The following is a 24311-nucleotide window of genomic DNA, read 5'->3' as shown; positions in this document are numbered from 1 at the left end:
TCGTACCGCCGGCGAAGCCCTGCGATACCCCGATGAAGAGCGGGAATGCCCAACGCCGCGGACGGAAGGAGACATGACATCGCCGGCGCGGCACCCCCGCTGGAGACCTCGTCACAGTGACCTAGGTGTCAAAAGGGCACGTTCTGCCGGGATGAGGGCAGTGCCACGTTCCGCGTCATGTACGCGGCTATCGTTCAGGGTGGAGGACGGTACGATCACGGACGGGGAGGTGACGGTGTACATCGCCGATCTCAAGATCTCCGGAGTCCGTGGCTTCTCCGGTCCCCGTAGTGCGGATCTCCGGTTGACCCGTCCGGATGGCAGCCATGCCGGCTGGACGGTCCTGGCAGGCCGGAACGGCTCGGGCAAGACGACCCTGTTGCGTGCTCTCGCATTGGCGATGGCCGGACCTTCCACGGCCCGCAGTCTCATACCTTCCTTCGATGGTTGGATCTCCAACGACCTCTCCGACGCGACCGTCGAAGTGAAGATCGCCTTTGACGACGACCTGGATGGATTCGGCCGGGGCCGACGCCCCAAGCAGCCGTTCTCCGCCCGGCTGAACTGGTCACGTGAGCTGATGGGAGATTCCGGGCGGTACGGTCTGCAGCCAAGCATGAGCGGTCATGGCACTACCGCTTTCCGTGGACCGTGGGCGGACAACCCTCTGGGCTGGTTCTCGGCGGGTTACGGCCCCTTCCGCCGGTTGACCGGTGGCTCCGCCGACACCCGACAGCTCATGCTGAGCGTCGGCCCGGTGGCCCGCCTGGCCAGCCTGTTCCACGAGGACGCCTCCCTGGCCGAAAGCGTCAGCTGGCTGATCGACCTGCACCTGCGGAGTCTGGAAGGGCAGTACGGCGCCGCAGACCTGCTGGCGTTCGTCATAGAGCTGCTCAACGACGGACTGCTCCCTGATGGTTTCCGGATCGAGCGGGTCAACAGTGACGGTCTGTGGGCCAGGCGGGACGGTCAGCCCATCTCGCTCCGGGAGATGAGTGACGGGTATCGAACCGTCACCGCGCTCGTCCTCGACATAGTGCGCCAGATGCGCCAGGCAAATCCGGGTGCTGTCGATGGGCTTGCCGCAGGTCGTCGGGCGAGGCTTCCGGGTCTGCCGCTGGAGCCGCCGGGAAAGCCGACGATCGGGTTGCCAGGTGTCGTCCTCATTGACGAGATCGATGTCCATCTTCATGTGAGCTGGCAGAAGAAGATCGGTGAATGGCTCAAGAGTCACTTTCCCGCTGTTCAGTTCATCGTGACCTCGCACAGCCCCTACATCTGTCAGAGCGCCGATCCGGGAGGATTGATCCGGCTTCCCGGAGTCGATGAGGATGTTCCTCCACGTGTCGTCGACGAGGATCGCTATGAGCGTGTGGTCTACGGCAGTGGTGACGACGCCCTTCTCACTGATCTCTTCGGCATGGACTCCCCCTACTCCAGCCATGCCGAGGATCTGCGACGACGGCTCACCGCTCTGGAACGTGCGGTTCTTCGGGGGAAGGCGGCTCCTGAGGAAGTGCAGGAGTACGAACGTCTGCGGGAGACGCTCACCAGCTCCCTGACTGCCCGCGTCGACGAGGTCGCGGCGAGGATCGCATAACGACCATGATCCGCATTCACCGTGTGGAACTTCCCGTTGATCTGTCCGGCCAACTCCATGATCGGACCAGCAGGCTGCGTGACAGCGGAGCCGATTGCCCGGCGGCTCGCACCGCGTGGAAATCCGCAACGACCACACGCACGAGGTTGACCCAGCACCTGACGGCCATGGCCGTCGGCGTCCGGCGGTGCATGTACTGCGGTGATGGCCTCGGCACTGACATCGATCACTTCGAGCCGCTGGCGGAAGCACCACTACGTGCCTTCGACTGGCCGAATCATCTGCTGGCCTACTCGCACTGCAACAGCCATCAGAAACGAGAACTCTTTCCACGGGACGCGGACGGTGGGCCACTGCTCGTCGATCCGTCGGCTGAGGATCCGTATGAGCATCTTGAACTCGCGTTGAGCACGGGAACCTATACGGGGCTGACCCTCCGGGGAGACACCACGATCAAGGTCTTCGGCCTGAACCGGCGGGATCTGGAGCGTGGCAGGGCGGCGGCTTTCATCCGGACAGTGTCCATGTTGCGCGATCACGCGCGGCTGCGGCAATCCGGCGATACCAAAGAAGAGGCCCTCGAAGTCGCCACCTCGCTTCTCGACCAGCCTTTCGCCGATGTCCTCTACGCCATGCTTCGCTACCGGGATCTTCCTGGAGCTGCGCAGGTTCTGCGTGGGCACGATGTTGTTGCCGCCCTCGCCGATCCCGCGCTTCATTTCTGGTCCTGACCTGGTCGAGTGGTGAGGGGTCTCTTCGAGAAAGCGTGCCTGTCCAGGCTGATCACAGCGATGTGGTCTGGCGAAGGTGCGTCGCTGTGTCCTGGAGGGTGTCCAGCAGGGGGATGAGCAGGGGGTGCCGTTCCGCGCCCCGCCGTACGGCGGCGAAGACGCGCCGCTCCGGGCCCGCGACGGGGCGGATCACCACGTCCGACAGGTCGGCCGCGCGCAACGCCAGGCGCGGCACCATCGCCACGCCCGCCCCGGCGGCGGCCAGTGCGACCACCGCGCTGAAGTCGTCGGAGGAGTGCGCGAACTCGGGGGTGAAGCCCGCGTGCTCGCAGGCCAGGGCGATCACGTCGTGGCAGGGGTTGCCCGGGTAGGGGCCGATCCACGTCTCGCCCGCCAGGTCCGCGACCGCCATCTCGTTCTCGGCGAGGGCGTGGCCACGGGGGAGCACCACGTCGAACGGCTCGGAGTAGAGAGGGATGCGGGACAGTCGGCGGTCGTCCTCCGCCGGGGCACCGCGATACTCCACCGCCACCGCCACGTCCACCACGCCGTCCAGGACCATGGTGAGGCTCTGGTCGCCCTCGGCGTCCAGGACCCGCACCTGGATGCCCGGCTCCTTGTCCCGGAGCGTGCCCACCGCAGGCGCCACGACCAGCCCGATCGCGGTGGCGAAGGAGGCCACCTTCACCTCGCCCGCCGTACCCGTGGTGTAGGCGGCGATGTCGGCCCCGGCCCGCTCCAGCTGGGCGAGCACCTCGTTGGCGTGGCCGAGCAGGATCCGGCCCACGGAGGTCAGCCGCACCCCCCGCCCGTCGCGCTCCAGCAGCCGGTGGCCCACCTCGTGCTCCAGGGCGACGAGCTGCTGGGAGACGGCGGAGGGGGTCAGGTGGAGCGCGGCGGCGGCGGCGGTGACCGTCCGGTGGTCGGCCACCGCGCGCAGGGTTCTGAGCCGCCGCGTGTCTATCACCTGTTCATTCTCGCCGAGGCCGGCGAGCGACCTCGCCACGAGTCCGCCCGCGAGCTTCCCCGCGTGGTCGCCCGCGTGTCTCCCGCCAAGGTCGCCGGCGAGCCTCCCGCGAGCCTCGCCGCCGAGGTCGCCCGCCGATCTCCCGCCGGGGTCAGCCGCGAGCCACGATGAAGGCGTCCACCGCCCGGTCGACGTCCTCGGTGGAGTGCGCCGCCGAGAGCTGGACCCGGATCCGGGCCTTGCCGTGCGGGACCACGGGGTAGGAGAAGCCGATCACGTAGATGCCCTGTTCGAGCAGGCGCTCGGCCATCGCGGACGCCTCGGCGGCGTCGCCGATCATCACCGGGGCGATGGGGTGGTCGCCGGGCAGGACGTCGAACCCGGCCTCGGTCATCCTGGTGCGGAAGCGCTGGGTGTTGGCGCGCAGCCGCTCGCGGGCCTCGCTGGAGCCGCTGATCAGGTCGAGAACGCGCAGGGTGGCGGCGGCGATCACCGGGGCGAGGGAGTTGGAGAACAGGTAGGGGCGGGAACGCTGGCGGAGCAGTTCGCAGATCTCCTTGCGGGCCGCCACGTAGCCGCCGCTGGCCCCGCCGAGCGCCTTGCCCAGCGTGCCGGTGATGACGTCGACCCGGTCCATCACGCCGTGCAGCTCGGGGGTGCCCCGGCCGTTCGGGCCGACGAAGCCGACCGCGTGCGAGTCGTCCACCATGACCATGGCGTCGTAGCGTTCGGCCAGGTCGCAGATCTCCTCCAGCGGCGCGACGTAGCCGTCCATGGAGAAGACGCCGTCGGTGACGATGAGCCGGCGCCGGGCGTCGGCGGACTCCTTGAGCCGGGCCTCCAGCTCGGCCATGTCACGGTTGGCGTAGCGCAGGCGGCGGGCCTTGGACAGGCGGATGCCGTCGATGATGCTCGCGTGGTTGAGCGCGTCGGAGATCACCGCGTCGCGGTCGTCGAGCAGCGTCTCGAACACCCCGCCGTTGGCGTCGAAGCACGAGCTGTACAGGACGGTGTCCTCCTGGCCGAGGAAGTCCGACAGCCGCGCCTCCAGCTCCTTGTGCACCTCCTGGGTGCCGCAGATGAAGCGGACGGACGCCATGCCGAAGCCCCAGCGGTCCAGGGCGTCCTTGGCGGCGGCCACCACCTCGGGGTGGTCGGCCAGGCCCAGGTAGTTGTTGGCGCAGAAGTTCAGCACCTCGCCGCCGCCGGCGACGGCGATGCCGGCGTTCTGCGGGGTGGTGATGACCCGCTCGGGCTTGAGCAGCCCGGCGGAGGCGATCTCGTCGAGGGTGGCGCGCAGGTCGTCGCGGACGTTGTCGAACATCAGGCGGTCCAATCCAGGATGATCTTGCCGGTCTTGCCGCTGGCGGCGGTGTCGAAGGCCGCGTCGAAGTCGCGGTAGGAGAAGCGGTCGGTGATGACGGGGGAGAGGTCGAGGCCCTTCTCCAGGAGGACGGACATGGCGTACCACGTCTCGTACATCTCCCTGCCGTAGATGCCCTTGATCGTGATCATCGAGGTCACGATCGTCGCGAAGTCGACCGCGAACTCCTCGGCGGGCAGCCCGAGCATGGCGATCTTCCCGCCGTGCGTCATGTTGGCGATCATTTCGCGGAGTGCCCGCGGGTTCCCGGACATCTCCAGGCCCACGTCGAAGCCCTCGTGCATGCCGAGCTCGTGCAGGCTGTCGGCGACGGACCTCTCGGCGACGTTCAGGGCCAGGCTGACGCCGAGCTTGCGGGCCAGCTCCAGCCGCTCGGGGCTGACGTCGGTGATGACCACGTTGCGGGCGCCCACGTGCGTGGCCACGGCGGCGGCCATCAACCCGATCGGCCCGGCCCCGGTGATCAGCACGTCCTCGCCGACCATCGGGAACGCCAGGGCGGTGTGCACGGCGTTGCCGAACGGGTCGAAGATCGCCGCGATGTCGGGGTCGACCGGCACCCGGTGCACCCAGACGTTGGAGGCCGGAAGCGTCACGTACTCGGCGAAGGCGCCGTCCCGGTTGACGCCGAGCCCGACCGTGTTGCGGCACAGGTGCCGCCGCCCGGCCATGCAGTTGCGGCACTTCCCGCAGACCAGGTGCCCTTCCCCGCTGACCAGGTCGCCGACCGCGATGTCCGCCACACCGGGCGCCACCTCGACGACCTCGCCGCAGAACTCGTGGCCGACGATGAGCGGCGTCCGCAGCGTCTGCCGCGCCCACGCGTCGAAGTTGCGGATGTGCAGATCCGTCCCGCAGATCCCGGTCCGCAGCACCCTGATCAGCACCTCTCCGGGACCGACGACGGGCTCTGGCACCTCCGTCAGCCACAGGCCCGGCTCGGCCTTCTCCTTGACCAGCGCTTTCATCACAGATCTCCCCCTCAGCTCCGACCTTACGCACTGTGCCCGGCCGGCTCCGAAGGTGTCCATCGCGGTTTTCTTAATCCCGCCCACAGCGCTGCTTCACGCTCGGCGCGGACAGGCGGCACAGGCGTCCCGGAGGGACGCCTGCCCGGATGCCCCGCCGGATCACCTGCGAGCGGGAACGGGCCCGGAAAGCTGCCCGCGATCGGGAGCGGGGCCGCGAGGCCGGCTGTGATCGGGAACGGGGTCAGGGGGTCGTGCGGGACGTCCCGGCGGGTTCGGGTTCCCCGGAGTCCTTCGCGGGCCGGCGCCCGGTAACCAGCCTGGCGGCGCGCAGGCCCAGCCAGGCCAGTGCGGCCAGTACGGCCACCAGGAGGTATTCGATCGCGGGGATGCGCACGATCTCGTCGACCCGGCCCATGCCGCGGCCGGCGTAGACGAGGAGGACGGCGCCGACGTAGACGGCGGCGAGCACCCACCGGACGTTCCGGGAGAGCCCGAGCCCGTGCATCTGGGTGATCACGAAGACCCCGAGGAAGCCGAACAGGAACATCGGCCACGCGCCGTCCGGGCCGCTGCTCATGACCGCGACGAGGGTGCCGTGCACGGCCACCATGAGCTCCAGGGTCATGGTCCACCACCGGTTGGTGTGGGCCCGGGTCATGAACAGGCTGCCCTGCAGCAAGAGCAGGAACATGTAGAAGAAGCCGATCAGGTGCCCGCTGGTGTTCTCCATGGGGTGGTACCAGAAGGTGTAGACGGCCGCCCAGCTGAACAGGTAGCCATGGTATTTGCGGGCGAACCCCACCACCTCGGTCGAGATGGGGGCCGGGCGGCCGGCGAAGAGTCCCCGGCGCCCGTTCTCCATCAGCAGGACCATGATCAGGAGGATGACCACCGACCCCTGCGAGCTGAAGATCGACACGTCCTGGGCGATCCCGTCGTAGAACAGGTGGGTCTGCAGCGTGTGCAGGACGATGAACCCGAAGTTCACTGCCAGCGCCACGATGTTGATCCGCTGCAGGCCGCTGGTGTAGCGGCGGACCCTGGTCTGGGCGTAGTAGATCAGGCCCCACGCCGCGAGCTGGTGCGCCGCGTAGCCGAGCCAGGCCGACGCCCGTGTCCACACGGTCGGCTCGGGCAGCTTCCAGTAATACCAGGAGGCGCCCTGGTCGGGCAGGAGCCTGATGCCGTGCAGACGCTCGCCCAGCAGCCACACCAGTCCGGTCAGGACGGCGCTGGCCACGACACCCCAGAGCAGCGCGCGATGGGATTCGGTCCGGCGAAAAATGTTAAGCATGCTTAGTATTATGCGGTTCCCGGCCAGCCGGATTCCGCCGTCCCGCTCTCCCACGCGGCCGGACCCATCGGACCCGCCCTCTCACGCGGCCGGACTCGCCGGTCCTCCCGCCCTCTCACGCGGCCGGGCTCGCTCTCCCACGCGGCCGGACCCGCCGGGTCCCGGGCGCGGGCCGTACGGCATGCGGGCCGTACGGGGTCAGGAGGTGCGGTGGCGGTTCTCCTGAAGGTCGGCGAGAGGATCGGCGGCGGTGGCGGCGGCGGGGCCGAGCTGGCGGGGGCCCGCGTCGACGTCGGCGGCCTCGGCCACCGCCTCGGCCGCGGCCCGCTCCGCCTGGGCCGTCTCCCTGGCGGCCGCCTCGCTGATCGCGGGGGCCTCGTGGCGGGTCGCCGGCGACTGGGGCAGTGACTCGGTGAAGGCCTTGGAGACGCCCTGGAGGGCGGAGGTGACCTCGCTGGGGATCACCCAGAACGTGTTGCCCTGGCCCTTGGCCAGCTCCGGCAGCACCTGCAGATACTGGTAGGCCAGCAGCTTGGGGTCCGGGTCGTTGCGGTGGACCGCCTGGAAGACCTCGTCGATGGCCTGGGACTGGCCCTGCGCCTTGAGGATCGCGGCGCTCCGGTCGCCCTCGGCGCGCAGGATCGCGCTCTGCTTGTCACCCTCGGCGGTGAGGATCTGGGACTGCCGCTGGCCCTCGGCGTTGAGGATCGCGGCGCGCTTGTCGCGCTCGGCGCGCATCTGCTTCTCCATCGCCTCCTTGATGCTCTTGGGCGGGTCGATCGCCTTGATCTCCACCCGGTTGACCCTGATGCCCCACTTGCCGGTCGCCTCGTCCAGCACGCCGCGGAGCTGGCTGTTGATCGTGTCGCGCGAGGTGAGCGTCATCTCCAGGTCCAGCGAGCCGACGACGTTGCGCAGGGTGGTGACCGTGAGCTGCTCGACGGCCTGGATGTAGTTGGCGATCTCGTAGGCGGCCGCCCGGGGATCGGTTACTTGAAAGTACAGAACGGTGTCGATCTCGACGACGAGGTTGTCCTCGGTGATCACCGGCTGCGGGCGGAAGGAGACCACCTGCTCGCGGAGGTCGATCATCGGGTAGACCCGGTCGATGTAGGGGATCACGAAGTTCAGGCCGGGCTTGAGGGTGCTGTGGTAGCGGCCGAGCCGCTCCACGTTGCGGGCCCGCGCCTGGGGCACGATGCGGACCGAGCGGATCACGGTCAGCACGGCGAACAGGACGACGAGCAGACCGGCGATCAACAGTGCATCCATGCTCACTCCCGGGGATATACGAGCGCGGTGGCGCCCTCGATCTCGATGACGTCGACGACTGCTCCCGCCGGGATCACCAGCGTCTCGTCGTAGGCCCTGGCCGACCACTCCTCGCCGCCGATCTGCACCCGGCCGTCCCGGCCGGTCACCTCCCGCACCACATAGGCGGTCTTGCCGACGAGGGCCTGGATCCCGAACCGCTGTTTCGAGGGCGTCTGCCTGAGCTGGCGTATGGCGATGGGCCGGACCACGAACACCCCCGCGGCCAGCGCGCCGGTGAACACCAGGAGCTGGAGGGGGACCGGAAGGCCGATGACGGCGGCGAGGCCGGCGAACAGGGCCGCGCCGCCGAGCAGGCCCAGAGCGGTGGTCAGGGTGAAGATCTCGGCGATGCCCAGCACCACCGCGAGAATCAACCAGATCACCCAGTCGTCCATGCTCCGGCCCTCCTACCTTGTTAAACGGGGCGGATGCCCGGGAGGTTCCTTCCCCTACCGTATGTCGTTATCCGGTGGAGTGGCAGGGGGCGTCAGAGGCTGCGGCGGTTCGGCGGCGTGCAGGGCGCTGCCGCTGAGCCACTCCTCCCAGGACCGCTGCCAGTAGCCCCAGCCGTTGTCCCAGCGGAGCTCGCGGTCGGTGCCCCGGATGACGACCGGGTCGCCGCGCAGGGTGCTGTCGAAGAACCAGGCGGCCTGGTCGGGCCGGGCGTTGACGCAGCCGTGGCTGACGTTCTGCCTGCCCTGCGCCCACACGTTGTTCTTGGCGTGGACGTACTCGCCGCTGTTGGAGATCCGGACCGCGTGGTCGATCATGACGTCGTAGAAGCCGGGGTCGCCCTTCTCGCGGCCGGGGGAGAGCATGCGGACCGGGCTGGCCTTGTCCATGGTCAGGTGGACGCCGCTCGTCGTGGTGTATTCCTCGGTGGTGGCCATGCCGGCGCTGATGGCCATCCGCTGGACCGTCCTGCCGTCCCGCATGACCCGCATCCGGTGGGTCCGGGTGTCGATGAAGCTGACCTGTCCCCGGCCGATGGCGAAGGGCACCGTGTGGTCGGCCGTGCCGTAGGTGTCCCCGGACGCGCGGACCCCGGCCAGGTGCGCGGTGAAGGAGACCCGCTGCCGGGCCGGCCAGTCGCGGCGGGGGCGGTAGACCACCTCGGTGTCGCTCACCCAGTGCCAGGCGCCCTCGACCGGCTTGGTGGAGCGGACCTCCAAGGCCCGCTCGACGGCCGCCCTGTCCTCCACCGGGACGGTGAAGTCCACGATGATCGGCATGCCGACGCCCACGGTCTCGCCCGGCTCGGGGGTGACGGAGGCGACCTGGAAGGTCCGGGCGGGCGTGAGCGTGCGGAACCTGCCGTAGGTGGTCGTCGTGGCGCCGTCCCCGCCCGCCGCGGTGACCTTGACGATGTACTCCCGGTCGGGGGTCAGGGTCCAGTCCGAGCGCCAGGTGGACCGGGTGCCGTCGAACCTGCCCGGCACCGGGGCGCCGCCCCCATAGGCGGTCACCCCGGTCAGCGTGCCGGTGGCGGCCCGGACGACCAGGCCCCGGCGGGTGCCGGCCCGCACGGAGTCCGGAGAGGGGGAGATCTTCACTCTCGGCGCCGCCGCCGCCGTCGGATGGTCGCCTCCGGCCACGACCGACGAGCAGCCCGTGATGGCGAGCGGGAGGAGGACGATCGGGAGACATCCCGCGGCGCGTCGCATCTGTTCCTGCCTTCGGGGTCCGTGAACGGTCGTGACCCCACATTAGCGACAGGTGATCATGTGGTCACGTCAAGTCATGCGGCGGGCCTATCGTGCGGGCTGGATGGTTCCCGACACCTCGCCCAGGGTGATCACGGTCCCGCCGGGGCCGGGAGCGGACGCGGTGATCGTGACGGTGTCGCCGTCCTCCAGGAAGGTCCTGGCCGAGCCGTCGGGCAGTTTGAGCGGTTCGGTGCCGTTCCAGGTCAGCTCGATCAGCGACCCCCGCTCGTCCCGGCCGCCGCCGGAGACCGTGCCGCTGGCGTAGAGGTCCCCGGTGCGCAGGCGGGCGCCGTTGACGGTCATGTGGGCGAGCATCTGGTCGGGCGTCCAGTACATGTCCCGGTACGGCGGGCGGGAGACGACCTCGCCGTTCAGCGAGACCTCCAGCGTCAGGTCGAGGCCCCACGGCTCCCGGCGGCGCAGGTAGTCCAGCGGCTCGGGGTCCTGCGGCCGGCCCGGCAGGCGGGCCTGCGACAGGGCCGCGAGCGGGGTGACCCACGGTGACACCGAGGTGGCGAAGGACTTGCCGAGGAACGGGCCCAGCGGGACGTACTCCCACGCCTGGATGTCGCGGGCACTCCAGTCGTTGACCAGCGTCACGCCGAACACGTGGTCCTCGAACCGGCCGGCCCGCTCGCCGAGGGCCGTCGGCGAGCCGACCACGAAGCCGAGCTCCGCCTCGATGTCCAGCTTGGCCGAGGGGCCGAAGACCCCGGCGCCGCGCTGCCCGGACGGCCGCGTGATCGGCGTGCCGGACGCCACGACGGTCCCGGCCCGGCCGTGGTAGCCGACCGGCAGGTGCCGCCAGTTCGGCTTCAGCGGCTCCTCGTCGGGGCGGAACATCCGGCCGAGGTTGGAGGCGTGCTCCAGCGAGCAGTAGAAGTCGACGTAGTCGGCCACCTCGATCGGCAGGTGCAGCGTGACCCGGTCCAGCGGGATCAGGTGCGCCTCGATCGCGGCCCGGTCGGTGCCCAGCTTGTTCTGGATCACCGCCCGGGTGGCCTGCCACGCGGCCGAGCCCCTGGCCATGAAGGCGTTGAGCGAGCCGGTGGCGAACACCTCGTCGTGCAGGGCGCCGGCGAGGTCGACCACGTGCTCGCCGTACCGCACGCCGACGCGCGGGCTCTCTCCCTCCTGCCGGGAGAAGACTCCGTAGGGCAGGTGTTCCAGGCCCCAAGACATCACACGTTCTCCTCTGCGTCGGCGGTCGTGCCGATGATCAGGCCGAGGGCCAGCAGGTCCTCGATCGGGGTGCTCGTGCTGCACGAGCCGTAGGACACCAGCAGCCTCCTGGCGCGCCCGGCGGTGCCGTCCGGTACGGCCTGCGCCAGCCGTACCAGCTCGCCCACGTCCGTCGAGCGCAGCACCGGAACCGGGTCCCGGCCCTCCACGGCCGCGCAGACCGCCAGGACCAGGTTGAGGAAGCCGTGCCGGTCGGTGCCCAGCGCCGGGTGGAAGTGGCGGACCGCGTTGTGCAGTCCCGCGGTCGCCTTGAACGGGATGTCGCGTCCGGCGCAGTAGGCGATGAAGGAGCCCAGGTCCTGGGCGCTGGGGAAGGCGGCCGCGGTCAGCCCGCCGCATCTGACCTTCAGCCCGACTCCGGGCGGCACGTCCACGGGGAGCTGGGCGGCGGTGACCTCGACGAACTGGCGGGCCGGGAGGTCCAGGGCGACGGCCCGGCCGCCCGGCACCTCGACCAGTTCGACGGCGAGGTCGGTGAGGTCGGCGGGCGGCGGGACGTCCGGGGTGTCGAGGATCAGCCCGAGCCTGATCGGGAAGTCCAGGTGGGCGCGGAGCTCCGGCAGGCGGCTGGCCGGGCAGAGGAAGCGGTGGGTGAGCACCGGGCTGCCGCCGGCCAGGTCGGCCCGGTGCCGCCGCAGGGCCTCGGCCATCGGCAGCGCGGTCGGCGGGAACAGCCCTGCGTCGTCGACGAGGGAGTGGAAGAGCGTCATCGCGCCCAGGTCCACGCGTAGGCGGGGTCCTCGACCGACAGGCCGGCGGGGCCCAGGTCGAGCGGGCGGAAGGTGTCGACCATCACGGCCAGCTCGCTCGTCTCGGTGTGCCCCTGCCGTACGGCCTCGATGACGGCCTCGACGGCGCCCGGCTGCGGGCCGTGGGTGAACCCGGCGGGGTGCAGCGAGATCGAGCCGACGTCGATGCCCGAGCCCTTGCGCGCGGTGTAGTCGCCGCCCGCGTAGAACATCAGCTCGTCGGAGTCGACGTTGTGGTGGTTGTAGGGGATCGGGACGGCGTCGGGGTGGAAGTCCAGCGGCCGGGGGCAGAACGAGCAGATCACGAAGTTCGGGCCCTCGAAGGTCTGGTGCACCGGCGGCGGGGCGTGGGTGCGCTTCACGATGGGCTCGAAGTCGTTGATGTTGAAGGCGTAGGGGTAGAGGCAGCCGTCCCAGCCGACCACGTCGAAGGGATGGTTGCGGTAGACCAGCCGGGTCAGCCCGCCGCGCGTGCGGACCAGCACCGGCACCTCCTCGCCCTCGACGGTCAGCGTCTCCTGCGGGGTGCGCAGGTCGCGCTCGCAGTAGGGGGCGTGCTCCAGGAACTGGCCGTGGGTGGACAGGTAGCGCTTGGGCGGCCGGATGTGCCCCGCCGCCTCGATCGCGAAGGCCGTGACGCGCCCTTGGGGGACCCAGCGGTGGATCGTCCCGGTGGGGATGACGACGTAGTCGCCCTCGCCGGCCTCGATCGCGCCGTAGGTCGACTCGAACCTGACCCGGCCACTGGCGATGTAGACGCATTCGTCGCCCATGGAGTTGCGGTACAGCTCGCTGGGGGTCTCGCTCGCGGCGTACGACATGCGGACGTCGGCGTTGCCCGCCAGCAGCCCGCGCCCGGTGACCAGGTCGCCGCCCGCCGGCAGGTCCTGGGTGCGGAAGTGGCGGGGGGAGAGGGGCAGATTGGGGGTCAGCGCCGTGGCCGTCGTGGGCTCCACCGCCTCGGCCTTGATGATCGCCGTGGGGAGGTGGCGGTGGTAGAGCAGGGACGAGTCGCTGGAGAACCCCTCCTCGCCCATCAGCTCCTCGGCGTACAGCCCGCCGTCGGGCCGCCGGAACTGCACGTGTCGCTTGCGGGGGACCTCGCCCACGACGCGGTAGTACGGCATCCGCTTCTCCCCAGCCTGTCCGGTTAACGGACGTTAGTGTCCTTTATACGAACAACCATCTTTCACCGGCGCGGGGATGTCAACCAGGCGCGGCCGCGGGCCGGGTCGGTTCTCGGCGCGCCCGATCCAGTCGCCCACATCCGATCCATGAGGCGATCCGTTCTCAGTGCCGTTGATCCGCCCGTCACCGCGTCGCCTGGTATCGATGAGGTGTGTGCCCGTGGGCGAGATGAACGGAGAGGACGGCGCGACAACCGCGACTCAGCTCACCGCCTGCTTCACCAGCGCACTGATCCGTGCCTCCACCTCGGCCGTCACCTCGGTCAGGGCGAAAGCGGCAGCCCACATCGTGCCGTCGTCCAGGTTCGCCTGGTCGCTGAACCCGAGCGTCGCGTAGCGTGTCTTGAACTTGGCCGCGCTCTGGAAGTGGCACACGATCTTGCCGTTCAGCGTGTAGGCGGGCATCCCGTACCAGAGCTTCGGCGCGAGGACCGGGGCGCCGGCGGTGATGACGGCATGGACGCGCTCGGCCAGGATCCGGTCCGATTCCTGCATTTCGGCGATCTTCGCGAGTACGTCCCGCTGGTCCTGCGCCGCCTTGTCGGCACGTGAGCCGCGGCGCGCCGCCTTCTTCTGATCTTGGGCATGGTCCTTCATCGCGGCCCGCTCCTCGGCCGTGAATCCCTGGTAGGTGCTGTTTTCGGTGCTGCTCATGGTGGATTCTCCCCTTGAGGATCGTGATTTTCGGGAACGTGAGATTCGTCTCGCCGGGTGCCTCAGACGGATGCGACCTCCCACACGAATCCGTCCGGGTCGGTGAAGGGGCCGGCATCCCCGCCGATCACGATCCGGTGCGATCCGACGCCCTCCTGGGAGACGCCGGCGTCCTTGGCGAGGGCGCGGCGCGGGTAGAGCGCCAGCGTGACGGCCGACGACGGGGTGTCGAACTCGACGTACTTGCCGCCGAAGCTCTTGGCCACGGTCAGGCCGCGCTCGACGTAGAACCGCTTGCTCGCCTTGACGTCCGCCACTCCCAACAGGAGCGCGACCTGGTCGATGTGCGGGGCGGCAGGGCCGGTGTCCTTCTTCGTCGAGGACGCGATCTTGCAGATCGTCCCGTCCGGGGCGCGTACGACGCCGCCGTAGCCCCAGAACCCCTTCGTGGCCGGCTTCAGCGTCGTGGCGCCGGCGTCCAGGGCGGCGCCGATGAGGGCGTCGACGTTGCCCGGCTGAGAGGCCACGAGGGACAGCGCGAACCCACGGAAGCCGGTCGTCGGCGCATCCGAGGCGCGTACGTTCACGTAGGGGTCCAGACCGAAGGCGTTGTAGAAGGCGTCGGCGGCCGTGGGGTCGGGGACTTCCAGGGTGACGGATGTGAAGGAGGTCATGGCAGGTCCTTTGAGCGAGGTGGGTCCGTTGTCTTGTCGGCGGCCGCTACGCGGCGGGTATGGCAGGGCAGGCCGGCGCTCACCGGTCCTGGATCAGCCCGAGGACGTTGCCGTCGGGGTCGGTGACGGTGGCCACCAGGCGGCCGCCGCCGACCTCGTGCGCGGCCTCCTTCACGGTGGCTCCTGCGGCGGTCACCTCGGCGAGCTTCGCCTCGATGTCCGGTACGTGCCAGTAGGCCACCGGCGAGGTCATGCCCTGCGGCCCACCGTCCGGCACCAGTCCGATGTGCTGGCCCTCGGCCTCGAAGCCGACGTAGTAGGGCGAGTCGGTCTGCGGTGCGATGCCGAGCAGGGCCGCGTACACCGCCTTGGCCTTGGCCAGGTCGGACACGGGGTGCAGCACGGTCTTGATTCCCTGGGGGGAAGAGCCGGTCATGGTCACTCCTGCGGTCGTGGGTCACATCGACCCGCTGTCGGCGTGGTCACAGCTTCTCTCCCGGCCTGGCGGGTCCACATCCGTGGCGACCACGGAACCCGACCACGGAACCCGACCACGGATCGACGGCACGGATCGACGGCACGGATCGCGCACGGTGGCCATTGCGGATGATGTGCAGAGATGATGCGCCAAACTGGGGCAGTGGTGACAGAAGTGGAGATCTCGCCTCGGGAAGCCGAGGTGCTGGAACTGGTCGGAGCCCATCTCAGCAACGCCGAGATCGCGGCACGGCTGTGCATCTCGGTGCGTACCGTGGAGAGTCACGTCTCCTCGCTGCTGCGCAAGCTGGAGGTGCCGGATCGGCGGGCGCTCGCCCGGCGCGCACCCGAACCTGCCGATGCCGGCCCGTCGCATCCGGCACCGGTTCTGCCGACCCCGCTGACCTCGTTCGTCGGCCGGGTGAGCGAGCGGACCGAGCTGGTGGAGATGATCAAGGCACACCGCCAGGTGACCGCGGTCGGTCCCGGCGGAGTGGGCAAGACCCGGCTGGCGCTGGCGGTGGCCGCGGAAGCAGCCGGCGAGTACTCCGACGGGGTGTGGTTCGTCGACCTGGTCCCGGTCACCGATCCGGACCTGATCGCCACCGCGGTCGCCGGGGCGGTCGGCCTCGGCGAGCAGCCCGGCCGCGACATGACCGAGTCCGTGGTCGCCGCGCTGGCCGACCGCCATGCGCTGCTGGTGCTGGACAACTGCGAGCACGTGGTGGACGGGGTGGCGCTGTTTCTCGAGCGGCTGCTGGCGACGAGTCCTCGGGTGGCGGTGCTGGCGACCAGCCGGGCACGGCTGATGGTGCCGTTCGAACGGGTGTATCCGGTCCCGCCGCTGTCGCTGGCCGTCGACGGTGAGTCGGACGCGGTCGCGCTGTTCATGGAGCGGGCGGCGGCGGTGGGCCGGTCGCCGGACCCCGCGCTGCGCGACCAGATCGCCTCGATCTGTGATCGGCTGGATGGGATGGCGCTGGCGATCGAGCTGGCCGCCGCCCGGTGTTCCACGCTCGGGCTGGACGGCATCACCGCCGCCCTGTCGCACCCGCTGCGGATGCTGACCGGCGGCTCCCGCGCCGATGAGCGGCACCGTTCGGTGCGGGGGGCGCTGGACTGGAGCCATGCTCTGCTGGAGCCGGCCGACCGGGCGCTGCTACGCCGGGTGTCGGTGTTCGTGGCGCCGTTCACCGCCGTGGCGGCGGCCGAGGTGGCCGGGGATGAGGAAGGCGTCGTCGCCGAGGGACTGGCCCGGCTGGCCGAACAGAGTCTGCTGGTGGTGACGGCGTCCCCGGGCGGTACGGAGTACCGGGCGTTGGAGACCATCCGCCAGTACGGGGTGGAACGGCTGTCCGAGGCCGGTGAGCTGGTCGACGCTCGATCCCGCCACCTTCGCTGGTGCCTGGCCAGGGCCGCCCGTCTGGCAGTGGCACGGCAGGACCGGCGGGCCGGGTTCGACGCGGTGGCGGACGATCTGCGCGCGGCCCTGGCGTGGGCGGCCGGCCGGCCGGAACAGCGCACGGACGCGTACGATCTCGCCCGGCACCTGGCGGAGCTGACCTTCGCCCGTAACCTGATCGGCGAGTCCCAGGGGCGCTATGAGCAGGCCGCCGCGCTCGCCGACGACCCCGCCGCCGGCGCGTCGATGCTCCGGCATGCCGCGGCTGTGGCCGGCTGCCGGACGGTCGGCGATGACATGCACCGCCTGCGCCGCGCGGCCGCGGATGCCGCCCGCCGGTCCGGCGACACCGCCGGCTCCGCCTGTGACCTGGCGACCGTCGCCGCTGACGCCTACCGGTTCTCCGGCAAGTTCGTCCGGAAGCTGCCGCGGGAGGAGGCGGTCGCGCTCATCACTCAGGCGCGGGAGCTGGGCGGCGACGACCCGGCCGCCCAGGCCGCGGTGGCGCTGGCCGAGGCTGGGCGGGCGCTCACCGAGCTCGGTGCCGCACCGGACCTGAACGACGACGCGGTTCCCATGACGATCGCACGCGCCGAACGAGCGGTCGAGCTCGCGCACCGCACGGGTGACCCGCTCGCCGAGTCCGCCGCGCTCGATACGCTCACCTGCGCCCAGAGCTGGGCCGGTGACACGTTCGCCGCGGCCGGCACGGCCCGGCGCCGGATCACGCTGCTGTCGTCCGCACCGGACACCCCGGCCGGTACCCACGAGCTGATCGAGGCGCTCGGCGAGGCCACCGAGGCCAGCCTCGGCACCGGCGACCTGCCGGGTGCCCGCCGGTGGGCACGGCAACTCGCGGATCACCCCTTGCTGGCGGAAGTCGGCCACCGGGCTACAGGCTGGCTCCTTGTGGCCGACACGTTGGCGGGCGACGTCGAGGAGATACTCACCGGCAGCGTCCGGTTCCTCGACGCGTGGCAACGGGCCGGCGGGCCCGCCAGGTCCGTCCTGGGTCCGCCGGCGGCCGCAGTGGCGACGATCCACGGCCTGCGCGACGACCATGACGCCTGGCGCGAATGGAGCGCGGTGCTGAATCAGGTCGACCCCTCACCGGGGAACACCTGCGGCTACGGGGCGGTCTTCGACGCGATGCTCCTGCTCCACCGTGGGCAGGCGCCGGAGGCACTGGAGCGGCTGGCGCCTGAGCCCGGCGAGGTGTGGCAATGGGTCACCTGGATCTGGCTTCACTGGTACGTGGCGCTGCGCGCCGAAACCGCCGTGCTCGCCAGGCGCTCCGATGCCGGCGACCGTCTGGCCGAGGCTCGGACCGTCGTGACCGGCAACCCGGTCGCCACCGCCATCGTGGAGCGGGCCCAAGCGCTGCTCGACGACGACCAGGAGCGGTTGCTCGCCACGGCGGACGCGTTCGACACCGCCGGCTGCCGCTATCAGTCGGCGCGGACCCTGATGCTCGCCGGCGGCGACCACGCCACCCGCGGCGCGGCCGCGCTGGCCGATCTCGGCTTCGCCCCGATGGCCCTGCCCCGGCACCCATGACGACCTCGGAGTGACAGCCGCCGAGCAGGATCCACCGGATCAAACTCGGCGACTGTCACTCGCCCGGTCGGCGCGGGATCGAGGCGACGAGTGATCTCCGGGGCCCGCGACGTGGCCGGAGCCGCGTTTCCGGAGCGTGTTCCGCGTGATACGGCCTGCGGTGAAGAGCAGGGCGACCACGCCGAGGACCAGGAGCGCCTGCCCGATCAGGTTGACGGTGCTCGCGGCGTCCATGAGGGACAGCAGGACGAAGCCGCCCCAGCAGTAGGCCGACAGCGCACCGCCCGCCAGCGCGAGCCGGTGCGCCGGGCCCCAGCCGTCACATCGCGACCACCGGATGGTCACAACTGTCATCACGGTGACCAGTCCGAGGCCCATGGCGACGCCCCACCAATTCTCGGGACGGGAGAAGAACAGTCCGGCCGCGACGGTCCCCGCCACACCGACCAGCCATGGGTTCGGTGCCCGCCGATCCACCGCCGGACGGGGGCGGCGGCCGAGGGCGAACGCGACACCGATCAAGACCGCGAGCACGGCGACCGTGCCGACCCGCTGCGGCGTCGACGCCAGGAAGCCGCTCTCCTCGTACAGGCCGTAGAACAGGGCGGCCGAGCCGAGGACGAACACGACACAGGTCACGGCCAGGCCGGGCCCGCCCAGCCAGGGGGTGGTGCCGCGGCGGGGCACCAGGGCTTCGACGACGGCGATCGGGGCGCCGATGCTCCAGATCGCGTGCCCGCCGACGAACGCCAGGGCGTTGTTGCCGCTGATGCCCAGCGCCGGGACGGACGCCCCGGTCTGGAAGTCGTGGTCCTCGATGAAGGACGGGTTGAACAGCGACTGGTCGAGCAGGCCCGCCTCCAGCAGGCCGTAGGCCGCTCCGAGCACCAGGATCGACGGCCAGCCGCGTCCGGTGCGCCGCACCACTTCGCGGATGAGGATCGCGCCGCCGCCGTACATCGGCGCGAGGAAGAGCACGCCCGCGATTTCGGAGGTGGGGATGTTGCCGAGCAGGTACTCGCCGACCAGCGGGGCGAGAAGGAACAGCCCGACCGCGGGTGCGATGCGCCGCGTCAGCCCCGGACGCTCGACCGGGACCGGTATCCGGGTCATGAGCCGTCCCTCCGGCCGCGCGATCCGGACGGGCCGATCGGGAAGAGCGAGACGATCAGGGACGCGGCCTGAGTGAAGCGCCGACGGTGGGCGTCGAGTGCGGGGACAGTCATGCCGGCGACGCTACGTTCGTACGGCGTGGTGCCACATCGGGCGCGAGATCGAACCCTGTCGCCGACTTTCGGCGGAGCGCGGCCGTACGGGTTCGACCTCAGATGGAGCGCGGCCGTACCAGCCCGACGTCATAGGCCAGCACGACGGCCTGCACCCGGTCACGCAGACCCAGCTTGCGCAGCACCGCGGACACGTGCGACTTGACCGTGGCCTCGGTGAGCACCAGACGCTCGGCGATCTCCGCGTTGGACAGCGCGAGCGCGACCAACCGCAGCACCTCGACCTCCCGTTCGCTCAACCGGCCGAGGTCGGCCGGCGGCCCGGCGGGATCGGGCAGGACGGCGGCGAAGCGGTCGAGCAGCCGGCGGGTGACCGACGGCGCCAGCAGCGCGTCGCCGCGCGCGACCACCCGGACCGCCTCCACCAGCTCGGCGGGCCGTACGTCCTTGAGCAGGAAGGCACTCGCCCCGGCGCGCAGGGCGGCGAACACCGCCTCGTCGACGTCGTAGGTGGTCAAGATGATGACGCGGGCCGGACTGCCGGAGGCGACGATCCGCCGGGTCGCCTCCAGCCCGTCGACGTCGGGCATCCGCACGTCCATCAGCACCACTTCGGGCCGCAACCTCTCGACCAGCGCCACCGCCTCGCGGCCGTCGCCGGCCTCGCCCACCACTTCGAGGTCCGCCCTGGCCTCCAGGATCATCCGGAAGCCGCCGCGGACCAGCGCCTGGTCATCGGCCACGAGCACGCGGACGCTCACCGCGCCCCCCGCAACGGCAGCCGCGCGTGAACACGGAACCCGCCGCCGGGCGCGATCGCCATCACCGGCACCGGATGGGAACGCCGCCACCACAGTGCCACCCCCTGCGCCACGCCGGCGAGCATCCCGAAGATCGTCAGCACCGCCGCGTGCTCGGTGGAGTTGTCCACCACCAGTGCGGTCAGATACAGCCCGACGACGAGCGAGACCGTGACGTCGACGATCCGCCAGAGCCTGCTGCGGGGTGGACGGAGCACGTCTGGAGTATCCCAGACCGGGCATCGATCTCATCATCCCCGCGAGCCGACCGGCCGGCTCACGAGGCTTACCTCGTCGATCACGGATCGGCAAGCGGATCCGCCTCGGTGCGGACGGGGCCGCACGTCCGCACCCCGGAAGGTGCCGGTCACCCCGACGGCGGGCCCGCTCAGGGGTCAGGGGCGGTAGTGGGGATTGTTCACGTAGTCCCCGAACGTCTCCGTCGTGGCGTCGTAGGGGCGTGCTCCCTTGATGAACCGTCCTTCGATCCCACCGGGGAACGCCACCTCCTGCTGGTGTCCGGTGCGGAGGGCGGTGCCCATGGTCTGGGTGAGGTCGATCCCGCCCGGCGCGTCCACGTCGTAGAGATATCTCGTGGGGAATATGTCCATCGGATTGGACAGCCGGGTGGTGCCGACGAACGCCGACTCCTCGAACCGCAGATGGGATTCGAGATCGGTGTTGTCGGGGCGCCGGGGGTGGAAGCCCGGTCCGAAGACCTCGTCGGGGTGGCGGTTGTCCGCGCGCCGGAGGATGAGCCGGTCGGTGCGCCAGACCGGAGCGGGGGTGATCGCCTTGACGTTGACGTTCCGGTTGGCCGCCGCCCGCAGCGGATCCGGCCGTCCACCGAACCGCATCCGCAGCTGGTTGGGGGATTTGGCGGCGAGGATGCGGCGGAGCCGGGCCGCGACGCCTCGGGCCAGGGTCCTGCCGAAGAACCGTCCGAGTTCGCGGCGGAAGACGGCCACCGCGCGCTGGGCGACCACCCGCGAGCCGAAGACGGCCGTACGCGCCTGGACGGCGGCCATGCCGAAGGTGAAGGCGGACGCCGCGAGGGCCCACGCCAGGATGGCGGCCACGATCCCGGCCGCGACGATGAGGACCTTCTTGAGGATCTCGACGAGGGTGGCGAACCCGTCGTGGGTGTCGGCCAGGGCGTGCAGGGTGGTGGCGAGACTGGACAGGTGCGCGGAGTCGTCGCCTTCGCGGTGGTAGTCGGCCCAGAAGGCGGTGAGCGCGTCGACGTCGTCGCCGGCGTTGTCCGCGGCGGCGAACTGGACGGCGCCCCGCGTGCCCGGGATGACGTCGGCGGTGATCGTGTCGGCACAGGACCGGTAGGCGGTGGCGCAGTCGCGCAGCCCGTCCTCGTCCTCGGTGGGCCACGGCACGCCCAGCATCCCGAACGCGGTCTCCAGTCCGGCCGGAAGCATCACCGCCACCGGGCCGCCTCCCGCCCGCCAAGCCGTCCGGCCGTCGTCTCCCCGACCGGCCCTGGTCGGGACGGACAGCTCAGGTCAGTCTCCCCGACCGGTTCCGGTCGAGACGGACAGCTCAGGTCAAGTGTCATCGGATGGACGGATCCAGATCCTGGACGGTGACCATGTTGACCAGCTCGGTGGTCCGTGCCTGGTCGCTCATCTCCCGGACGCCCGCGCCGGTCATGTCGAGGTTGGCGTGAAGGTGACCGCATGCCTGGGAGAGCGTCTCGTTGATCTGGTCCATGACCATGCCGATGACGCCGATCCCCCATGGAGAGCGTCCGCCGCCGGCGACGGTCTTCAGCAACGCGTCCGTGTGCTGCCCGAACAGCTCGACCGGCTCTCGCATGCGCTGCCCGGCACCGCTCAACGACACCTGATCGACCTGCAGCTCGCGCCCCATCCACACACCCCCGGTACGGCTCGCTCCGTCATCAGAAACATGGATTATTACCTGATGTAGCCAGTAATCCCTATGAATTATGGCAAATCGCAAGAAGATGTCGGAGCCGCAGGACGGAGGGAGCCGGAACCGCGCGTGTCGCCGGCGGGGGACCTCGGCGAGCCCGGTGGGACGGTGTGTGCGTTCTTTCCCACGGCCGGAGGCCTGGCGTGCGGTTCAGGCGGTCAGCTTGCGTACCAGGCGCACCAGCGCCTCCCGCCGGGTCCGAGGGCTGTCGTCCGCCGCGCCCGCCATGATCATCCGTGCGAGCTGGGGCGTCGAGAACCACCAGCCGGCCAGCGCGATCACCGCGTACAGCAGCTCCGCCGGTGGGATCGCGTCGCCGAGCGTCCCGGCGCGCTGCGCGGCGGTCAGCGCGGCGACCTTGTCGGCGTAGTGGACGGCCCGCTGCGCCTCGGCTGCCACCTGGTCATCCCCGGCCTGCAGGCCCTCCCAGTGCAGGAGGCGGACGAAGTGCGGGTGCGCGCTGTGGTAGTCGAAGACGCGTCCCGCGTACTCGCCGGGATCTGCGGCCAGCCCGGCGTCCAGGGGCACGGCCGCGGCCAGTTTCTCCAGCTCCTGGGTCAGCACGGCGCCGAACAGCTGCTGCTTGCCGCCGAAGTACTGGTAGATCCGCTCCTTGTTCACCCCGGCCTTCGCGGCGACGCGGTCCACCCGCGCCCCCTGCGGCCCGTGTTCGGCGAACTCGCCGACCGCCGCGTCCAGCAGGAGCTGCCTGGTCTTCGCCGTGTCCCATGCCATGACCTCAGCGTACGGCAAATTCCAACTCACTGGTTGGATTCTCGGCGCCGATATGCCAAACTCCAACCAGCGAGTTGGAATTTGGGTCCGGCTCCCGCACCGAAGAGGTCGTCATGTCTGTCCCCTGTGGCCCCGCCGCCCCCGCCGTCCCGTCCGTGCACCACCGGGCGCTGCTCACCTGGCTGGCGGTCTACTCCATGATCACCGCGACCCAGCTGCTGCTGGGCGGCCCGATCGCCGCCCTGCCGCTGCCCGTGCGGACGCTGATCCTCACCGGTGTCGTCGTGCCGGTGGTCGTGTACGTGCTGGTCCCGGCGCTGCTGCGGGTCCACACGGAGGTGCGGCGCCGTCTGGCCGGTTCCGTCCGGTGAACGGAACTACCCGGCGAGGCCGCCGAAGGCGACGGGGAGGTGCCGGGGGCCGCGCAGGACCGGGTTCTGCCGGTATGGAGGCGGGTCCTCCACGAGCCGTGGGTCCTCCAGCCGCCGGGCGAGCTCGGTGAGCGCGAGCTGCGCCTCCAGCCGGGCGAGGGGCGCGCCGAAGCAGTAGTGGATGCCGTTGCCGAAGCCGAGGTGCTCGTTGTCCCGGCGCAGGGGGTCGAACCGGTCGGGGTCGCGGAAACGCCTGGGGTCCCGGTTGCCCGAGGCCAGCATGAGCCAGATGGACGAGCCGGCGGGGATGACGGTGCCGGCGACGTCGATGTCGGCGAGGGCGGTGCGCTGGGGCAGCAGCTGCACCGGCGGCTCGTAGCGCAGCAGCTCCTCCACGAGCGGGACGGCCAGGTCGGGGTCGGCACGCAGCCGCTTGAGGACCTCCGGGTGGCGCAGCAGCGTGAGCATCCCGTTGGTGATGAGGTTGACGGTGGTCTCATGGCCGGCGATGAGGAGCAGGACGGCGGTGGTGATCACCTCCACCGGTGACATCCGCCCGTCGGGGCCGTGGTCGGTGACCAGGGCGGAGAGCATGTCGTCGCCGGGCGCGCGGCGGTGTTCCGCGACGAGCCCGGCGAGGTAGGCGCCCAGCTCGGAGCGGGCCTGCTGGGCGACGCGCTGCCGCTCGGCGGGGCCCTCGGCGGGGTTGGGGTCGAGGGCGGCGACGATCGTCTCGGCCCAGCCGTGGAAGCGCGCCTCGTCCTGGTGCGGCACCCCCAGCAGCTTGCAGATCACCATCACGGGGAAGGGGTAGGCGAAGTCCTCGACGATGTCGACCTGGTCCTTGCCCTGGAAGCCGTCGACCAGACCGGACACCATCCGGGCCAGCTCGCCGCCCATGTCGTGGACCCGGCGGGGGCAGTGCGGCGGCCCGAACGGCCGGGTCGCCAGGCGGCGCAGCCGGTCGTGCTCGGGCGGGTCGAGCCGGAGGAAACTGGGGGGAAGGGCCGGATCCTCCTCCGGCGGCAGGACCTCACCCGGCTGGGCGACGCGGTTGCGCACGTCGGAGCTGAGCCGCGGGTCGCGGAGCAGGCTGACGATCTCCCAGTAGGTGCTGACGGCGTAGACGCCGTCGTCCTGCCGCGACACCGGCGTCCTGCGGAGCTCGGCGTAGAGAGGGTACGGATCGGCGCGACTGGCGTAGTCGGTGATCTGGTGCAGCAGGGTTCCCGATGTCATCGAATCTCCTTGAGCGTGAGACCCCGGGCTTCAGCGGTAGGGAGGAAGTCAAGGCGGAGTCCTTGAACACGGCCGGCCGGGGCG

24 protein-coding genes are annotated in these 24311 nt (G+C 70.7%); 4 read left to right on the top strand and 20 right to left on the bottom strand.

Features of this window, described 5'->3' with window-relative positions; all coding sequences use genetic code 11:
* Positions 1-229: 229 nt before the first annotated feature.
* Together BM085_RS22935 and BM085_RS22930 are read left to right on the top strand one after the other, a co-directional pair.
* A complete protein-coding gene (locus BM085_RS22935; RefSeq protein WP_245789575.1) occupies positions 230-1600 on the top strand; it encodes an AAA family ATPase in 1371 nt (456 codons plus the stop codon).
* 5 nt (positions 1601-1605) lie between these two features.
* The gene (locus tag BM085_RS22930; protein WP_143121030.1) at positions 1606-2331 is read left to right on the top strand and encodes an HNH endonuclease family protein; all 726 of its coding nucleotides are present in this window, start codon (positions 1606-1608) and stop codon (positions 2329-2331) included.
* Positions 2332-2383: 52 nt separating this feature from the next.
* Here BM085_RS22930 and BM085_RS22925 read toward each other — a convergent pair whose 3' ends face one another.
* The 13 genes from BM085_RS22925 to BM085_RS22865 all read right to left on the bottom strand — a co-directional run bounded on the left by BM085_RS22925 (position 2384) and on the right by BM085_RS22865 (position 14909).
* Positions 2384-3298 (bottom strand): LysR family transcriptional regulator, encoded by a 915-nt coding sequence (locus BM085_RS22925; protein WP_093888996.1) that lies wholly within the window; start codon positions 3296-3298, stop codon positions 2384-2386.
* A 151-nt stretch (positions 3299-3449) separates the two neighbouring features.
* Positions 3450-4622 (bottom strand): glycine C-acetyltransferase, encoded by a 1173-nt coding sequence (locus BM085_RS22920; RefSeq protein ID WP_093888995.1) that lies wholly within the window; start codon positions 4620-4622, stop codon positions 3450-3452.
* The gene (gene tdh, locus BM085_RS22915) at positions 4622-5650 is read right to left on the bottom strand and encodes an L-threonine 3-dehydrogenase (protein WP_093888982.1); all 1029 of its coding nucleotides are present in this window, start codon (positions 5648-5650) and stop codon (positions 4622-4624) included. The genes BM085_RS22920 and tdh overlap by 1 nt, the downstream gene beginning before the upstream one ends.
* A gap of 244 nt (positions 5651-5894) precedes the next feature.
* Positions 5895-6947: a hypothetical protein gene (locus tag BM085_RS22910; protein WP_245789573.1), complete on the bottom strand. Its 1053-nt coding sequence runs from the start codon at positions 6945-6947 to the stop codon at positions 5895-5897.
* Between the two features lie 198 nt (positions 6948-7145).
* Positions 7146-8219: an SPFH domain-containing protein gene (locus BM085_RS22905; protein WP_093888980.1), complete on the bottom strand. Its 1074-nt coding sequence runs from the start codon at positions 8217-8219 to the stop codon at positions 7146-7148.
* Positions 8220-8221: 2 nt separating this feature from the next.
* Positions 8222-8656 (bottom strand): NfeD family protein, encoded by a 435-nt coding sequence (locus tag BM085_RS22900; protein WP_093888979.1) that lies wholly within the window; start codon positions 8654-8656, stop codon positions 8222-8224.
* Between the two features lie 54 nt (positions 8657-8710).
* Complete coding sequence (locus BM085_RS22895; RefSeq protein WP_093888978.1) at positions 8711-9925, bottom strand: L,D-transpeptidase; 1215 nt, start codon at positions 9923-9925, stop codon at positions 8711-8713.
* An 87-nt stretch (positions 9926-10012) separates the two neighbouring features.
* Entirely contained in the window at positions 10013-11149 is a 1137-nt protein-coding gene (fahA, locus tag BM085_RS22890; protein ID WP_093888977.1) for a fumarylacetoacetase, read from the bottom strand.
* Positions 11149-11934 (bottom strand): hypothetical protein, encoded by a 786-nt coding sequence (locus BM085_RS22885; protein WP_245789571.1) that lies wholly within the window; start codon positions 11932-11934, stop codon positions 11149-11151. The genes fahA and BM085_RS22885 overlap by 1 nt, the downstream gene beginning before the upstream one ends.
* Entirely contained in the window at positions 11916-13085 is a 1170-nt protein-coding gene (locus BM085_RS22880; protein WP_093888976.1) for a homogentisate 1,2-dioxygenase, read from the bottom strand. The genes BM085_RS22885 and BM085_RS22880 overlap by 19 nt, the downstream gene beginning before the upstream one ends.
* Positions 13086-13346: 261 nt before the next feature.
* The gene (locus BM085_RS22875) at positions 13347-13799 is read right to left on the bottom strand and encodes an iron chaperone (protein WP_093888975.1); all 453 of its coding nucleotides are present in this window, start codon (positions 13797-13799) and stop codon (positions 13347-13349) included.
* A 62-nt stretch (positions 13800-13861) separates the two neighbouring features.
* Positions 13862-14473, bottom strand: coding sequence for a VOC family protein (locus tag BM085_RS22870; RefSeq protein WP_093888974.1), 612 nt, complete (start codon positions 14471-14473; stop codon positions 13862-13864).
* A gap of 79 nt (positions 14474-14552) precedes the next feature.
* Positions 14553-14909 carry a VOC family protein gene (locus tag BM085_RS22865; RefSeq protein WP_093888973.1) on the bottom strand — a complete coding sequence of 119 codons (357 nt, stop codon included), beginning with the start codon at positions 14907-14909 and terminating at the stop codon, positions 14553-14555.
* 204 nt (positions 14910-15113) lie between these two features.
* Here BM085_RS22865 and BM085_RS22860 point away from each other — a divergent pair, with 204 nt between their 5' ends.
* Entirely contained in the window at positions 15114-17909 is a 2796-nt protein-coding gene (locus BM085_RS22860; RefSeq protein WP_093888972.1) for an ATP-binding protein, read from the top strand.
* Positions 17910-17948: 39 nt separating this feature from the next.
* On the opposite strand, the gene BM085_RS22855 is transcribed toward BM085_RS22860, so the two are convergent.
* The 6 genes from BM085_RS22855 to BM085_RS22830 all read right to left on the bottom strand — a co-directional run bounded on the left by BM085_RS22855 (position 17949) and on the right by BM085_RS22830 (position 22617).
* Positions 17949-19022, bottom strand: a complete 1074-nt coding sequence (locus BM085_RS22855) for a hypothetical protein (RefSeq protein WP_093888971.1) — start codon at positions 19020-19022, stop codon at positions 17949-17951.
* 211 nt (positions 19023-19233) lie between these two features.
* Positions 19234-19896: a response regulator gene (locus BM085_RS22850; protein WP_031168222.1), complete on the bottom strand. Its 663-nt coding sequence runs from the start codon at positions 19894-19896 to the stop codon at positions 19234-19236.
* Positions 19893-20153, bottom strand: a complete 261-nt coding sequence (locus BM085_RS22845; protein ID WP_177245222.1) for a hypothetical protein — start codon at positions 20151-20153, stop codon at positions 19893-19895. Before BM085_RS22845 ends, BM085_RS22850 begins: the two co-directional genes overlap by 4 nt.
* 177 nt (positions 20154-20330) lie before the next feature.
* The gene (locus tag BM085_RS22840) at positions 20331-21365 is read right to left on the bottom strand and encodes a scabin-related ADP-ribosyltransferase (RefSeq protein WP_425443274.1); all 1035 of its coding nucleotides are present in this window, start codon (positions 21363-21365) and stop codon (positions 20331-20333) included.
* Positions 21366-21498: 133 nt separating this feature from the next.
* Positions 21499-21816, bottom strand: a complete 318-nt coding sequence (locus BM085_RS22835; protein WP_093888969.1) for a hypothetical protein — start codon at positions 21814-21816, stop codon at positions 21499-21501.
* A gap of 216 nt (positions 21817-22032) precedes the next feature.
* Positions 22033-22617 (bottom strand): TetR/AcrR family transcriptional regulator, encoded by a 585-nt coding sequence (locus tag BM085_RS22830; RefSeq protein ID WP_093888968.1) that lies wholly within the window; start codon positions 22615-22617, stop codon positions 22033-22035.
* Positions 22618-22730: 113 nt separating this feature from the next.
* Between BM085_RS22830 and BM085_RS22825 the strand changes: the two genes are divergently transcribed.
* Positions 22731-22988 carry a putative antibiotic biosynthesis monooxygenase gene (locus BM085_RS22825; RefSeq protein WP_093888967.1) on the top strand — a complete coding sequence of 86 codons (258 nt, stop codon included), beginning with the start codon at positions 22731-22733 and terminating at the stop codon, positions 22986-22988.
* Between the two features lie 6 nt (positions 22989-22994).
* On the opposite strand, the gene BM085_RS22820 is transcribed toward BM085_RS22825, so the two are convergent.
* The gene (locus tag BM085_RS22820) at positions 22995-24227 is read right to left on the bottom strand and encodes a cytochrome P450 (RefSeq protein WP_093888966.1); all 1233 of its coding nucleotides are present in this window, start codon (positions 24225-24227) and stop codon (positions 22995-22997) included.
* Positions 24228-24311: the final 84 nt, after the last annotated feature.

Source organism: Streptosporangium canum (assembly GCF_900113865.1).
GTDB classification, from domain to species: Bacteria; Actinomycetota; Actinomycetes; order Streptosporangiales; family Streptosporangiaceae; genus Streptosporangium; species Streptosporangium canum.
The sequence above is the reverse complement of the archived record's forward strand: the minus strand, read 5'-3'. Positions and strand labels throughout refer to the sequence as shown.

Excerpts from the sequence above, each read along its gene's own strand:
- BM085_RS22820 (WP_093888966.1), bottom strand. The coding sequence starts at position 24,227 with ATGACATCGGGAACCCTGCTGCACCAGATCACCGACTACGCCAGTCGC.
- BM085_RS22900 (WP_093888979.1), bottom strand. The coding sequence starts at position 8,656 with ATGGACGACTGGGTGATCTGGTTGATTCTCGCGGTGGTGCTGGGCATC.
- BM085_RS22880 (WP_093888976.1), bottom strand. The coding sequence starts at position 13,085 with ATGCCGTACTACCGCGTCGTGGGCGAGGTCCCCCGCAAGCGACACGTG.
- BM085_RS22825 (WP_093888967.1), top strand. The coding sequence starts at position 22,731 with ATGTCTGTCCCCTGTGGCCCCGCCGCCCCCGCCGTCCCGTCCGTGCAC.
- BM085_RS22855 (WP_093888971.1), bottom strand. The coding sequence starts at position 19,022 with ATGACCCGGATACCGGTCCCGGTCGAGCGTCCGGGGCTGACGCGGCGC.
- BM085_RS22835 (WP_093888969.1), bottom strand. The coding sequence starts at position 21,816 with ATGGGGCGCGAGCTGCAGGTCGATCAGGTGTCGTTGAGCGGTGCCGGG.
- BM085_RS22840 (WP_425443274.1), bottom strand. The coding sequence starts at position 21,365 with ATGCTTCCGGCCGGACTGGAGACCGCGTTCGGGATGCTGGGCGTGCCG.
- tdh (WP_093888982.1), bottom strand. The coding sequence starts at position 5,650 with ATGAAAGCGCTGGTCAAGGAGAAGGCCGAGCCGGGCCTGTGGCTGACG.
- BM085_RS22905 (WP_093888980.1), bottom strand. The coding sequence starts at position 8,219 with ATGGATGCACTGTTGATCGCCGGTCTGCTCGTCGTCCTGTTCGCCGTG.
- BM085_RS22865 (WP_093888973.1), bottom strand. The coding sequence starts at position 14,909 with ATGACCGGCTCTTCCCCCCAGGGAATCAAGACCGTGCTGCACCCCGTG.
- BM085_RS22920 (WP_093888995.1), bottom strand. The coding sequence starts at position 4,622 with ATGTTCGACAACGTCCGCGACGACCTGCGCGCCACCCTCGACGAGATC.
- BM085_RS22830 (WP_093888968.1), bottom strand. The coding sequence starts at position 22,617 with ATGGCATGGGACACGGCGAAGACCAGGCAGCTCCTGCTGGACGCGGCG.
- BM085_RS22875 (WP_093888975.1), bottom strand. The coding sequence starts at position 13,799 with ATGAGCAGCACCGAAAACAGCACCTACCAGGGATTCACGGCCGAGGAG.
- fahA (WP_093888977.1), bottom strand. The coding sequence starts at position 11,149 with ATGTCTTGGGGCCTGGAACACCTGCCCTACGGAGTCTTCTCCCGGCAG.
- BM085_RS22910 (WP_245789573.1), bottom strand. The coding sequence starts at position 6,947 with ATGCTTAACATTTTTCGCCGGACCGAATCCCATCGCGCGCTGCTCTGG.
- BM085_RS22895 (WP_093888978.1), bottom strand. The coding sequence starts at position 9,925 with ATGCGACGCGCCGCGGGATGTCTCCCGATCGTCCTCCTCCCGCTCGCC.
- BM085_RS22930 (WP_143121030.1), top strand. The coding sequence starts at position 1,606 with ATGATCCGCATTCACCGTGTGGAACTTCCCGTTGATCTGTCCGGCCAA.
- BM085_RS22870 (WP_093888974.1), bottom strand. The coding sequence starts at position 14,473 with ATGACCTCCTTCACATCCGTCACCCTGGAAGTCCCCGACCCCACGGCC.